Origin of the sequence: Sorangium sp. So ce367, assembly GCF_051520455.1 — a bacterium.
Taxonomy (GTDB): Bacteria; Myxococcota_A; Polyangia; order Polyangiales; family Polyangiaceae; genus Sorangium; species Sorangium cellulosum_B.
Window position 1 is genome coordinate 6001888 of sequence record NZ_CP150334.1, and the last position, 13208, is coordinate 6015095.

A 13208-nucleotide genomic window follows, 5' to 3' on the forward strand; every position below is an offset into this window, starting at 1 on the left:
CGGGGAGATCAATCGGATTTTACTCTCCGTCTCTCCGTCTCCCCGCCTCCCTGTGAATTTCTCCGGAAATTCGAACGACCGATCGCGGATCCTCGGGTTCAGAGATCGCAGCCGCACGACCGCCGGACGATCAGCTCTGTCGGCAGCTCGATCCGCCGCTCGGCCTTGCCCGTCTGGATGAGGTCCACGAGCACCTGCACCGCGCGGTAGCCCACCCCGTCCGTGGGCGCGCGCACCGTCGTGAGCGCGGGCTCGAGGTGTCGCGCCGACGGCGCGTCGTCGAAGCCGACGACGGAGACCTCCACGGGCACGCGCTTGCCCGCGGCGCGCAGCGCCTCCATCGCGCCGGCCGCCGCGTGGTCGCACCACGCGAAGATGGCGTCGAGGTCGGCCCCCTCGCGCACCCACGCGAGCGTCGCGGCCCGCGCCTCCCGCGCGTCGAAGCCGCGGCGCATCAGGCGCGGATCGACGGCGATGCCGTGCTCGGCCAGCGCCTCCCGGTACCCCTCCGCGCGCGTCGTCGAGTCCTCGCTCTCGGGGACGCCGTGGAGGAAGGCGATCCGGCGCCGGGCGTGCGCCTCGATCAGGTGCCCCACGATGGCGCGCGCGCCGGAGGCGTTCTTGATGATCACGCTGGGCAGCGGGGCGTCCGCGGGCGACGACTGGTACATGAGCACCGCCGGGCACTTCTGGTGGATCAGCTGCCGGAGATCGGCCTCGTGGACGTAGTGGCCGAAGATCAGCACCCCGTCCGTGTTGTGCCGCCCGACGAGGCGCCGCGCCGGCGCCTCCGGCCTCACGGAGAGCAGCACGTCGTAGCCCGCCTCGGCCGCCGAGGCGGCGATGGCCCGCACGAGGCTGGAGATGAACTCGGTGCTGATGTTCGGCAGGAGCAGGCCGAGGACACCCGTCTTCCCCTGCGCGAGGCTCCTGGCGGCGGTGTTCGGCACGTAGCCGAGCTCGTCGATCACCGCCAGCACGCGCTCCCGGGTCTCCGCGCTGTACTTGCCCCTGCCGTTCACCACGCGGCTGACGGTCGCGGGCGAGACGCGAGCGCGCTTGGCGACCTCCTCGATCCGGATCTGCGGCCGCGGCCCCGGCTGGATCGTGAACGGTGGCGACAAGGCGGGGCACCTCCCGGGGCCGGGGACTCCGGCCGGGGCGCGGCGGCGCCCCGGCCCGACGCGGCGTCAGTACAGCACGCGGGTGCGGATGCTCGTCTCCAGCGCCCCGATGCGCCGGCTCACCTCGGCGGACACGTCCTGCGACAGGTCCATGATGAGGTAACCGATGTTGGCGTCGGTCGACAGGACCTGGCTGTCGATGTTGGCGTTCACGTCCGACACGATGCGGTTCACGTCGCGGAGCACGCCGGGCACGTTGCGGTGGACGTTGAGGATGCGGTGCGTGGCCTTGAGCGGCGGCAGCTCGACGTTCGGGAAGTTCACCGCGCTCGTCGTCGCCCCGGTGGTCACGAGCTGCGTCAGCGCGCGCGACACCTCGCGGCCGATCGCCTCCTGCGCCTCCTCGGTCGAGCCGCCGATGTGCGGCGTCAGGATCACGTTCGGGAGCTTCTGCAGCTCGGTCAGGAAGCCGTCAGAGTTCGACTCCGGCTCCTCCGGGTAGACGTCGATCGCCGCGCCCGCGAGGTGGCCGCTCTTCAGCGCCTCGGCCAGCGCCGGGATCACGACGACCGAGCCGCGGCTCGCGTTGAGCAGGTACGCGCCCTTGCGCATGTGCGCGAGCTCGGCGGCGCCGATCATGTTGTGCGTCTCCGGCGTGGCCGGCACGTGGAGCGAGACGAAATCCGACTCGGCGAGCAGCGCCTGCAGCGTCGGCAGCGCGCGGTTGTTGCCCATCGGGAGCTTCTGGGCGATGTCGTAGTAGACCACGCGCATCCCCATCGCCTCGGCGAGCACGCCGAGCTGCTGGCCGATGTGGCCGTAGCCGATGAGGCCGATGGTCTTGCCGCGGATCTCGTAGCAGGCCTTCGAGACCTTCTTCCATGTGCCCGCGTGCACCTCGCGCGACCTGTCCCCGAGCTGCCGGGCCAGCATGATGGACTCGCCGATGATCATCTCGGCGACGCTGCGCGTGTTGCTGAACGGCGCGTTGAACACCGGCACCCCGCGCCGGTTCGCCGCGTCGAGGTCGACCTGGTTCGTGCCGATGCAGAAGCACCCGATGGAGAGCAGCTTGTCCGCCTTCTCCAGCACGCGCGCGGTGACGTGCGTCTTGCTCCGGATGCCGAGCATGTCCACGCCCGCGAGCGCGGCGATGAGCTCGTCTTCCTTCAGCGCGGAGCTCCGCGTCTCGATCTCGAACGATCGCGACCGGAACAGCTCGTGCGCGCTCTGGTGGATGTTCTCGAGCAGGAGCACCTTGACGGGCTCCTTCGCGACAGGGGGGGTCGTCTGAAATTTCGTTGCTGAGGGCGTCATGGGCTTCATCCGTCAGGGCCACCTCTACCGCAACTTCGCCCTTTTGCATCCCAGGATCCGCTCCGGCGCCGACGCGCGCCGATGCCGGAGCGCGACCGTCCTGCGCATCGGTTCCGCGCGCGGTTCCGCGCATTCATTGCGCGCGGCAGACTGCCGCGCCGCCGCGCAGGCCGACGGCGCGCCGCAGGGGAGACGCCTTGCCGATCGCAAGCTAGATTGCGCCGCATGCGCCACCGCAGCCACGCTCGACTCCCTGCCGTCCTCGTCGTCGCCGCGCTCGCCGCCTCCGTCGGATGTAAGGGGAAGCCCGGCCCCAGCGGCCCGTCGCCCGACGCGACCAAGGTCCCCGACGCGCCGGCGACGTCGGCGACGATCGACACGACGCCGCCGCCCGTCCCGCCCTCGAAGGGCGCGCTCATCGAGGACGAGCGCAACTCGATCGCCGTGTTCCGCGACGTCGCGCCCTCGACGGTGTTCGTGACGCAGCAGCGGCTCGTGGTGGACCGCTTCTGGGGTACCGCCGTCGAGGTGCCCGCGGGCTCGGGCTCCGGCTTCGTCTGGGACGCCGACGGGCACATCGTCACGAACTACCACGTCGTGGCCGGCGCGCAGTCGCTCGTCGTGCGGCTCCAGGGGGAGAAGACGTTCCCGGCGAAGCTCGTCGGCGTCGAGCCGCGCAAGGACATCGCGGTCATCAAGATCGACGCCCCCAAGGACATGCTGAAGCCGATCCAGGTCGCGCCCCTGCGCGAGCCGCTCGAGGTCGGGCAGAAGGCGATCGCGATCGGCAACCCGTTCGGCCTCGATCACACGCTGACGACCGGCATCATCAGCGCGCTCGGGCGCCAGGTCCAGGGCGTGGGCGAGGTGACCATCCGCGACATGATCCAGACGGACGCCGCGATCAACCCCGGCAACTCCGGCGGCCCGCTGCTCGACTCGAGCGGGCACCTCATCGGGATGAACACGATGATCTTCTCGAAGAGCGGCAGCTCCGCCGGCATCGGCTTCGCCGTGCCGTCGACGACGATCGCGCGGATCGTCCCGCAGATCATCCGGACCGGGAAGGCCGAGCAGGTCGGCCTCGGTATCCAGCTCGATCAGTCCCGCCGCCTCGAGCGTCGCAACGGCATCCGCGGCCTCATCATCATGACCGTCGTCCCGGGCGGCCCCGCCGACAAGGCGGGCATGCGCGGCCTCTCCGAGGGCGACCGCGGGATCGTCCTGGGCGACGTGATCGTGGGGATCGACGGCACGCCCGTCACGGACTACGACGGGCTGTACCAGGCGCTCGACGGCAAGAAGCCGGGCGACAAGGTGAAGGTCGACGTGCTCCGCGGCCCCAACGGAGAGAAGGCCACCATCGAGGTCGCGGTCGAGCTCCTCGGCTGACCCGCCCCGTCTCCGCCCCGATAGTTCCAGGCGTCGGCGGAGCTCGCCCACTGCGAGCGAGCTCCTCTCTCAGGCGATGATCGTATCGACGAGCCCGCCTTCGAGGCTCTCGTCGCCGAAGTTATCGAGCGGGCCGCCCTGGCCGTTCGTGCAGCCGACGGCCGCGCCGATCGTGTTGAGCAGCTTGTTGTTGGTGACCCGCTGGTCGATGAACTGGCCGGTCTTCAGGTAACCCGCGGCGCCGCCGGCGAGGATGTACGGGACCCTCGAGTAGGAGTGGTACTTGTCGGCATTGTCGTTGAGCCACACGGCCACGCCGCGGTCGAGGAGCGTCCCCGAGCCGAGATCGTAGGACGAGAGCCTGTCGAGCAGGTGCTTGAAGATCCGCGCGTGGATCCGGTCGATCTGGTGGTGCAGCTCCTGCGCGCCCTCGATCGGCGGGCCGACTTCGCCGTCGCCGTCGATGCGGTGAGAGATCTTGTGGTAGCTCTTCTGCCGCACGCCGTGGATCGTGTACTCGGTCCCGTCGTTGCCGTCGCCGACCTGCAGGGTCGCCGCGCGCGTCGCGCCGCACGCCATCGCGAGCGCGATGATGTCCATCTGCATGCGGGCGACGGTCTCCACGTTCTCGGATCTGCCGACGTCCGGGGAGATCGCCTCCATCTCCGCGACCCGCTCCGGCGGGAGCGCGCAGGCGAGCCCGACCTCGAGGTCGCGGATGCTGTCGAAGTGGAGCTGCAGCCGCTCGCGGTCGCCCTGGCTGAGGTCCGTCCGGCGCATCAGCGCCTGCATCTGCTCCCGGACCAGGTCGTTCACGCTGGCGCGGCGCGCGGCCAGCGCCTTCGCGGCCGCTGCGTCCACCTCGGCGAGCCCGAAGAGCTTCTGGTACGCCTTGTACGGGTCGCGCTCGGCGGCGCGCAGCTGCTTCGGCCCGCGGTACGAGAGCACCTCGTTGATGTAACCGGACTTCCTGCCTGCGTAGAGCGTCAGCGGCTCGACGCCCGCCGGGTTGAGCTCGGTCGCGATGCGGTTGTCGATCGACTCGCCCATCGCCAGCGACTCGTTGCCCGCCGGGTCCTCCGACACCTGCGCGGCCGTCAGGCACTGGTTGCCGCCGCCGGAGTGGCCGCAGCCGTTGCCCGGGAACGCGAAGCGGACGCCGCGCACCAGGATCAGCTGGCTCGCGTAGTCCTTGAGCTCGCTGACCGCCCGATCGGCGTCCGCGGCCATCGACTCCGCGGTCAGCGGGCCCGGCGCGCTGGGCCAGAACATCTCCGGCTCATCGCCGACCTGCTGCGCGACGCCGTTGGCCTGGCGCATGAAGATCGCGAAGGGCGGCGCGTCCCCCTCGCCGGCCGCGGCGCGGCGCGGCGCGAACGTCTCCAGGAACGGGAGCGCCACCGTGACGCCGAACAGGCCTCGAAGCACACGTCGTCGGGTGATCATGGCGCCTCCGCGGGAACGCGAGCGAGGAAGGGAGTGGAGGAGACGATCCGGACGATGAGCTCCTTGGTCGAGGCGCCGCCGCGCGACGCCTCGCCGAGCTCCTCGACGAGCGCCCGGTCCTCCGCGCGCGCGCCGCGGCCGTGGGTGAACTCGAGCCAGCGCTCCGCGTAGCACCCGTGCGCCTCGCTGCTCTCGGCGAGGAGCTGGCTGAACTCGACCGCATCCGCGTAGCTCCTCGGCTGGCCGCCGAGCGTGTAGACGTCCGCGGAGTTGACGGGCGCGCCGTTGTCGGTCGCGCGGAACTTGCCGATCGCGTCGTAGTGCTCGAAGGCGAACCCGGCGGGGTTGATGAGCAGCCCGTGGCACGACGCGCCGCACGTCCCCTTGCCCGTGTGCGCCTCGACGCGCTCGCGGTTGGTCGCGAGCTCGCCCGGCGGCAGCGAGGTCGCGTCGTCGGGCGGCGGCGGCAGCGTGGCGCAGAGGATCCTGAGGTTCACGAAGACGCCGCGGTGGATCGAGTCCGGCTGCCGCGCCGTCGCCTTGGCCGCGAGGAAGCCGAGGCGCGTGAGCAGCCCCGAGCGCTCCCCCTCGTCGAGCTCCACGCGCTTGAACTCGTCCGAGAAGTCACCCTCGACGCCGTAGACCGCGGCGAGGTGATCGTTCACGAACGCGGTGCGCGCGGTGAGCAGGTCGGTGAGCCCGCCCTCCTCGTCGAAGACGACGTGATCCACGAAGAGCTCCGCCTCGCGCTGCATGTCGTCGCCCATCTCGGGCACGAACTCGGGGTAGAGCGCCTGATCCTTGTTGAGGTCGTGGTACTGCTCGTAGTCGTAGAGCTGCCGGTGGAACGCGCCGACAACCTCGCGGGCGCGCGGGTCGTCGAGCATCCCCCCGGCGTAGGCGCGGACGGCCTCGCGGGTCGAGAGCTCGCCCGCCTTCGCCGCCTCGAGGAGCGCGTCGGAGGGCATCGTGTTCCACAGGGTATAGGCGAGCCTGGTCGCGATCTCGTGTCCGCCGAGCGGGATGAGCCCGCCCTCCGCCGGCCCGGCGCCGATCTCGACGCGGTAGATGAAATGGGGGGACTGCAGAAACGCCTCGAGCGCCGCGCGGACGCCCGCGGCGAACGGGTCTTCGCCCTCGAAGAGCTCCTCGCCGCGGTGGAACAGCGCGACGTACGCGTCCCGCTCCTCGTCCGTGAGCGGGCGCCGGAACGCCCGCTCGCCGAACCGCTCGACGAACGCCTGCGCCCGCGCTTCCGGCCCGTCCGGCAGATCCGCCAGCGCGATCCGACCGAGCTTGCCCTGGTCGGCGGTCACCATCGCCGCGAGCTCCTCGGCGGCGCGCTGGTAATCGCCCCAGAGGCCCGGCGTCACAAGGAGCGCAGCCTCGTTGTTGTCGAACACGCCGCCGAGCGGGTCGCTCGTGAACGACGCCGAGAGGCCGGGCCGGTCGTCGAGGTGCAGGAGGTCGCGCACCGTGTTCTCCCACTGCGCGTGGGTCAGCCGCGGAAACATGCTGCGCTCGGCGACCTCGGGCCCAGTCGGCGCACCGGGGATGACGCCACCCCCGTCGCCCTCCCGCGGATCACCCACGGCGCCCGTACACCCCGAGATCAGGAGCGCGGCCACGCTCAGCTGCGCGCCGAGCAGCCGCCGCCACCGCGGGAAGGCGGTCAATCGACAAGCCAGTGAGATCATCGAGCTCTCCTGATGAGCAGATCGATTGTGTACGCAGGAGACTCACCTCGTCCGCCACCGCGACGAGGTGGTCAATCGACAAGCCAGTGAGGTCGCCGACCTCTCCTGAAGAAAGGCTCCGAACAAATCCGGACTGCACCAGGCAGCCGACGGCGGGCGCAGCGTCGGATGCCACGAGGCGCCCTGCTGAAGCAGGGCGACGCGGAGCAACGACGCGACGCGCCGACCATCGGCTGCCTGGCGACAAGAGGTTTCGTTCGCTCTAAGCCAAGCAGCGAGATCCAGTTATGTAGGAAATACACTTTACTAACAACCCAAAAAAAATTTGGTCCATGGGCAGGTGCGCGACGATCGCCCTGGAGCAGACAAATCCAACAGCACCCAAAACTCTCCTTGCTCGGTGTGTGTGATCTCCCATGCATGCCGGCCATGGCAGGAGATCTCGATGGCTGGCCAATCCTGCCGAGGCGGTGCGGTGTCGCCGCCGGGAAGTTCGCTGTTGCTGCCGAGCTGCGCCTTCAGCAAGCATCATCCTCGATGCGCCCCTCTCGCCTCCGCCGCTGCTACGCCTGGTCTGCGCTGGCGCTCGCGTCGCTCGTCTCGCTCGCCGCGTGCGAGCGACGGGCAGCCCCGCCCGGGGGCGGCGCTGCGGGCACCGGGCAGCAGGCGCCTCCCGCCGCGCCAGCCGCGAGCGCGGCGGTCCCCGCCGCCGCGGTCGAGTACCTCGAAGAGATCACGGGCGGCGCGGACCGGAGCGAGGCGCTCCCCCTCGTCGTCGCGATTCATGGGCTCGGCGACAGGCCCGAGTCGTTCACGGGCCTGCTGTCGGGCGCCGACGTCAAGGTGCGCCTCATCGTGCCGCGCGGGCTCACGCCGTACGGCGGCGGCTACTCGTGGTTTCCGCTCCAGCAGGCGCTCGCGAGCGATGAGGTGGGACAGGGCATCTTGCGCGCGGCCGCCGCGCTCGCGGCGACCATCGAGCGGGTCGCCGCCGAGCGACCGACGCGGGGAAAGGCCATCGTGACCGGCTTCTCCCAGGGCGGCGCGCTCACGTTTGCGCTCGCCCTTCACCACCCGCGCGTGGTCGGCGCCGCCTTCCCCATGGGCGGCTGGGTCCCGTCGGCGGTGCTGCCCGGCGCAGGCGCGGCGGCTCCAGCGCTCGTCGCGCTGCACGGCGACGACGACCGGCGCGTCCCGATCGGCCCGACGCGCGACGCGCTCGCGGCGCTCGAGGGGCGCGGCGTCAAGGCGAGGCTGGTGAGCTACCCAGGCGTCGGCCACACGGTGAGCGGCGAGATGCGGCGCGACCTCCTGCAGCTCATCCGCGACGCCGCCGCCGAGATGCGCTGACGGCCGTCCGGGCATAGCCACGGGCCTCGCCCTCACCCGCCCGGACGCGCTGTTGGACCAAGCCGCTTCGCGGCAGCTCCTGTGCCGGCCGCGAGCGAGCGCGATGCTGACGAGGTGCAGGAGCTCGGCGTGAGGCTCAAGAAGATGCTGCGGGCCCTGCGCCGTTAAGCATTCCGGATACCGAGCCGCGGTTTCCTGCCGCGGCTCGGATCCTTGTCTTCGCTGCGGTTGTCACGGCAGTCATTGCTGCCGCAGCGCGGCTTTTGCCAGTATTTATTGCGAAAAAAGAGCCCGGCGCCGCGCAGGACTGGCCGCCCGCCGCCTCATTCCCTGCCCACCCTGCCGTTCGCGACGCCCCTGCCCGGGCGCCGCGTCCACCAGGAGGGCAGCGATGGGACAGCTCCGCGATCGAATGGCCGAAGACCTGAAGCTGCGGCGATACAAGCCGTCGACGTGCGACAATTACCTCCGCTGCGCACGGGCCTTCGTAGCCTATCACCGCAAGCCGCCGCAGCAGATGGGTCTCGACGAGGTGCGCGCGTTTTTGCTCTATCTCGCCGAGCAGCGAAAGATCGCGGAGGCGACGCAGCACCAGTACGTGGCGGCGATCAAGTTCCTCTACGCCACCACGCTCGGGCGTCCGGAGGTCGCTGTCGCGATCCCCTGGCCGAAGGTACCCCAGAAGCTGCCGCCGGTCCTCAGCGGCACCGAGGTCGAGGCGCTGCTCAACGCGATCGGCTCGGTCAAGCAGCGCACGATCGTACTGACGGCGTACGGCGCCGGTCTGCGGATCGATGAGGTCTGCTCGCTGCGGGTCGAGGACATCGACAGCAAGCGCAACCTCATCCACGTCCGCAATGGAAAGCATGGGCGTGATCGGTACGTGATGCTCAGCGCCCCCGTGCTGACCGCGCTGCGCATCTACTGGCGGGCGGAGAGACCCGCTGGACCGGAGCTGTTCCCGGGTCGCAAGCAGGGCTCGGTCATCTCGCACGAGGCGGTGCGCAACGCGCTGCGCGAGGCGGCGAGGCGCTGCAAGCTGCACAAGCGCGTCACCCCGCACGTGCTGCGGCACAGCTTCGCTACCCACCTGCTCGAGCTCGGCACCGACATCCGCGTCATCCAGGCCCTGCTCGGCCATCGCTCCATCCGCACCACCGTCCGCTACGTCCGCGTCAGCCAGGCTCACGTCGGTCGCACCCGCAGCCCGGTCGAGGTGCTCGGCACCCAGGAGGCCAAGAAGAAGCTCGGCTGAGGTCGCGTGCACCCGCATCCCCCGGCGCCGCGGCCCACGGCGACGGGTAGGCCTCGGCTCGAGGTCGCGGATATCGTCCGCGCCCACGGCGAGGCCTACCTGCGCGCCCACGCCGTCTCCACCGCCCAGCGCAAGGTCCTGCGCGACATCGCTGCGTGCAGGACCGCGGTGCTGGGCGGCCATGTCGACGTGTGCACGAGCTGCGGCCACGAGCAGCCCTCGTACAACTCCTGCCGCAACCGCCACTGTCCCAAGTGCCAGAGCCTCAGCCAGGCCAGGTGGATCGCCGAGCGGCAGCAGCGCATCCTGCCGACGCACTACTTCCACGTCGTCTTCACGCTCCCGGCCGAGCTGCGCCCGCTGGCGCTCGTCAACCAGCAGAGGGTCTTCGATCTGCTCTTCCAGTGCGGCTCGCGGACCCTGCTCACGCTCGGCCGCGATCCCAAACGGCTCGGCGCCGACCTCGGTGTCACCGCCGTGCTGCACACCTGGAGCCGCAATCTCAGCTTCCATCCGCACCTGCACTGCATCGTCACCGGCGGCGGCCTCTCGCCCGACGGCTCGCGCTGGATCGAGGGGCGGCGCGGCTACCTCTTCCCTGTGCAGGTCCTCGGCAAGCTCTTCCGCGGCAAGTTGCTCGCCGCGCTTCGGCAGGCCTATGACGCCGGAGAGCTCGACCTGACCGGCGGGGCCGCCGCGCTGGCCAACCCCGCTGCCTTCGCTGCGCTGCTCGACGCGCTCTACCGCAAGCCCTGGGTGGTCTACGCCAAGCCGCCCTTCGCTGGGCCCGAGCAGGTCTTTGCCTACCTCGGTCGCTATACCCACCGTGTCGGGCTGTCCAATCACCGGCTGCGGTGGATGGATGAGCGCGGCGTGTGCTTCCGGACCCGCGGAGACAAGACCGTGACGCTCTCCGCAGACGAGTTTCTGCGTCGCTTCCTGATGCACGTGCTGCCACATCGCTTCGTGAAGATCCGACACTTCGGCCTGATGGCCGCGTGTCACGCCACCACCACGCTCGAGGTGGCACGCACGAGGATCCTGGCGGCGCGAGACGCAGGGCAGTGCGCTGTCGGGGGAGATGAGCACCGGGAAGGCAGCTCTTACGAGAACGAGCCCTCTGCGCGCCACGTCGTCAAGGTCGACTGGTGCACGCTGCTCGCCGAGCTCACGGGGATCGACCTGTCCATCTGTCCTCGCTGCGGTCAGGCTGCGATGGCTCGCCGCCCGCTGCCGTCGTGCGTCGTCGGCTCTTCCGCCGCCCCTCCGGACACGTCATGAGCATCGCTGGCCTGGGCAGAAGCGACAGCACCACCTCCGTTGCGCGGCGGTCAGGCATCGATCCGCCTTCTGCGCCGTCCACCTCGGCGGCGTGCGTGCTGCTGGGCCTCCATCGGCGCCGCGCTCTGCCTCGGCACGTCTGCGCCCAACGTCGTGGCGGCGGGATGCACCACGCGTGCGAGCCCCGCCGCGCCCGCCTTCTGCGGCCTTCTCGGGCAGGATCTCCATAGGCCTCGCGACCGCCTCGCCCGGCCGCGAACCGGCCCGGTCCAACCCGACGTTTGCGGGACTGCGCCGGGACCTCGCCGCCGCTGCTGCTCAGGCGCAGTCCCGCAAACGCCTATTCATTTCCAGGGGCTCTACACGGCGCGCGCGACCTACCCTACGTTGTGGGCCCGAATGAAACCGGATCCTTCCGATCGCTTCGCGCGGTGGCTCAGCCACCCTCGCTTCTTCACGGCTGTCTTGCTCCTCGCGCTCGCCCTGGCGCTGCCCACGGTGGCGATCGCCTTCTATGCCGATGACTACATCCTGTTCTGCTACCTCGCGAAGCTGATCCCTGGCTCGCCTCCCTGGTACGATCTCTACAACTTCTTCCCCGGCGTCCCGGAGGAGACACGGGCTGCCGTCTCCATCTCCGGGCTGCCGTGGTGGACCGATCCGGAGCTCAGGATCCACCTTGTCCGCCCCCTGGCGAGCGCGCTGTTCACGCTGGAGCGCGCGGTCTTCGGCGACACCCCGCTCGGGTACCACCTTGTCTCGATCGGGCTCTACGTCGCCCTGGTCGCCGCCGTCGGCAGGCTGTTCCTGCGGGTGCTCCCGGGCGCGACCGCGGCGCTCGCCACGCTGATCTTCGCGATCAGCGGGAACCACGTTCACCCGGTCGGGTGGATCGCGTGCCAGCACATGCTGCTCGCGGCGCTCCCGGTGGTGCTGGGGCTCCTGGCGTACCTCCGTTACCGCGAGGAAGGGTGGCGGCCCGGGCTGTACCTCGGCCCGCTCGGGCTCGGGATCGGGCTCCTGGGCGGCGAGGCGGCGCTCGGCGGGGCGGCGTACTGGATCGCCTATCAGCTCGCCGGTCCCGTACCGCCGGGCCGCGCAGATGGCCTTCGCGCCCGGGTGTCCAGCGTGCTCCCGGTGCTCGGCCTCCTCGGGTACTTCGCCGCGTACAAGGCGCTCCGCGGCGGCGCCGCGCACACCGGCGGGTATATCGACCCGCTCAACAGCCCCCTCGCCTTCGTGGCCGCCGCGGCGGAGCGGCTGCCCATCCTGATCGGCGGCGCCCTCGTGGCCGTGCCCGCGGATCTCTCCGTCCCGCTCCCCAAGCTCCCCTTCATCGCGGTCGGGCTCGCGGCGGCCGCGGGCGTCGCCCTCCTTTACCGCGCTTGCCTCCCTGCGGTCCCCGAGCGCGAGCGGGCCGCCTTGCGCTGGCTCGTCCCCGGGGCGCTCCTCGCGTTCTTCACGAGCCTCGGGGGCTTCCCCGGGTCGCGCCTGCTGCTGATGCCGGGCCTCGGGATCGCGCCGCTCCTCGCCGTCGTCGTCCTGCGCGGGCTGCGTCGCGCTCCCTCGCCCGGGGCCGCGTCCTGGCCCCGCCGCGCCGGCGCCGGGTTCCTCGCCGCCGTGCACCTCGGGATCGCGCCGCTCCTGTTCCTCGCCGCCACGTCGTCGAGCATCGATATCGCGCGCAAGCTCGAGGACATCGCCCGCACCGCGGAGATCGAGGCGCCGCCCCGCAAGCGGGTCTTCATCGCGGCCGCCTCGGATCCGATGGCGTCCTTGTACCCTCAGGCGATCCGCGCCCTGGAGTCGCCCGATTCGTTCTCCTGCTGGTCGATCCTCTCGATGAACAAGGGCACGCACCGCCTCACGCGCACAGGCCCGTCCTCGTTCTCCCTGGGGCGCATCGACGGGACGATGCTGACCGGCGCGTTCGAGACCCTCTACCGCGCGCCGTCCTCCCCGATCGCCGCGGGCTACGAGGTCGGCCAGTGCGGCGCCACGATCCGGGTCGCCGAGGTCGCGGACGGGAGGCCCGTGCGGCTCGAGGTCGACCTGGGTGCGCCGCTCGAGGATCCGGGGCTCGTCATCCTGGCGTGGCGCGACGGGAGGCTCCGCCGCGTCCCGCCGCCCGCTGTCGGCGAGGCGGTGGAGTTCCCCTGGTCGCCGGGCCCGATCGGGTTCTTCTGATCTCTTCCGGGAAAACAGCGGTTTCCGCCCCCCCTCTCCACCAAGCAGAGCCGCAGCAGAGCGGCGGTCACCCGCACAGGAGACGGGCCCAGATCGGCGTTTTCGGCGCGCAAGCGCACTCCGGTGCGCTGAGCACCGAAAACGCCGAGGTGGGCCCGT

Annotated in this window: 9 protein-coding genes; 5 read left to right on the top strand and 4 right to left on the bottom strand. The window is 70.9% G+C overall.

What is annotated here, in order from left to right:
• Positions 1 to 98: 98 nt before the first annotated feature.
• Positions 99 to 1124 (bottom strand): LacI family DNA-binding transcriptional regulator, encoded by a 1026-nt coding sequence (locus WME97_RS22840; protein ID WP_437554861.1) that lies wholly within the window; start codon positions 1122 to 1124, stop codon positions 99 to 101.
• A gap of 66 nt (positions 1125 to 1190) precedes the next feature.
• Complete coding sequence (gene serA, locus WME97_RS22845) at positions 1191 to 2450, bottom strand: phosphoglycerate dehydrogenase (protein WP_437554862.1); 1260 nt, start codon at positions 2448 to 2450, stop codon at positions 1191 to 1193.
• Between the two features lie 216 nt (positions 2451 to 2666).
• Between serA and WME97_RS22850 the strand changes: the two genes are divergently transcribed.
• Entirely contained in the window at positions 2667 to 3833 is a 1167-nt protein-coding gene (locus tag WME97_RS22850; protein WP_437554863.1) for a S1C family serine protease, read from the top strand.
• 69 nt (positions 3834 to 3902) lie between these two features.
• Here WME97_RS22850 and WME97_RS22855 read toward each other — a convergent pair whose 3' ends face one another.
• Both WME97_RS22855 and WME97_RS22860 read right to left on the bottom strand, forming a co-directional pair.
• Complete coding sequence (locus WME97_RS22855) at positions 3903 to 5279, bottom strand: DUF1552 domain-containing protein (RefSeq protein ID WP_437554864.1); 1377 nt, start codon at positions 5277 to 5279, stop codon at positions 3903 to 3905.
• Complete coding sequence (locus tag WME97_RS22860; RefSeq protein WP_437554865.1) at positions 5276 to 6976, bottom strand: DUF1592 domain-containing protein; 1701 nt, start codon at positions 6974 to 6976, stop codon at positions 5276 to 5278. Before WME97_RS22860 ends, WME97_RS22855 begins: the two co-directional genes overlap by 4 nt.
• 537 nt (positions 6977 to 7513) lie before the next feature.
• Between WME97_RS22860 and WME97_RS22865 the strand changes: the two genes are divergently transcribed.
• The 4 genes from WME97_RS22865 to WME97_RS22880 all read left to right on the top strand — a co-directional run bounded on the left by WME97_RS22865 (position 7514) and on the right by WME97_RS22880 (position 13049).
• Complete coding sequence (locus WME97_RS22865; protein WP_437554866.1) at positions 7514 to 8326, top strand: alpha/beta hydrolase; 813 nt, start codon at positions 7514 to 7516, stop codon at positions 8324 to 8326.
• 391 nt (positions 8327 to 8717) lie between these two features.
• On the top strand, positions 8718 to 9581 hold the full coding sequence (locus WME97_RS22870; protein ID WP_437544987.1) for a tyrosine-type recombinase/integrase: 864 nt from the start codon (positions 8718 to 8720) through the stop codon (positions 9579 to 9581).
• 6 nt (positions 9582 to 9587) lie between these two features.
• The gene (locus WME97_RS22875) at positions 9588 to 10862 is read left to right on the top strand and encodes an IS91 family transposase (RefSeq protein ID WP_437544988.1); all 1275 of its coding nucleotides are present in this window, start codon (positions 9588 to 9590) and stop codon (positions 10860 to 10862) included.
• Between the two features lie 399 nt (positions 10863 to 11261).
• Positions 11262 to 13049, top strand: a complete 1788-nt coding sequence (locus tag WME97_RS22880) for a hypothetical protein (RefSeq protein WP_437554867.1) — start codon at positions 11262 to 11264, stop codon at positions 13047 to 13049.
• Positions 13050 to 13208 lie beyond the last annotated feature (159 nt).

Coding starts and splice junctions, on each gene's coding strand:
- serA (WP_437554862.1), bottom strand. CDS start 2,450: ATGAAGCCCATGACGCCCTCAGCAACGAAATTTCAGACGACCCCCCCT.
- WME97_RS22850 (WP_437554863.1), top strand. CDS start 2,667: ATGCGCCACCGCAGCCACGCTCGACTCCCTGCCGTCCTCGTCGTCGCC.
- WME97_RS22855 (WP_437554864.1), bottom strand. CDS start 5,279: ATGATCACCCGACGACGTGTGCTTCGAGGCCTGTTCGGCGTCACGGTG.
- WME97_RS22865 (WP_437554866.1), top strand. CDS start 7,514: ATGCGCCCCTCTCGCCTCCGCCGCTGCTACGCCTGGTCTGCGCTGGCG.
- WME97_RS22870 (WP_437544987.1), top strand. CDS start 8,718: ATGGGACAGCTCCGCGATCGAATGGCCGAAGACCTGAAGCTGCGGCGA.
- WME97_RS22860 (WP_437554865.1), bottom strand. CDS start 6,976: ATGATCTCACTGGCTTGTCGATTGACCGCCTTCCCGCGGTGGCGGCGG.
- WME97_RS22880 (WP_437554867.1), top strand. CDS start 11,262: ATGAAACCGGATCCTTCCGATCGCTTCGCGCGGTGGCTCAGCCACCCT.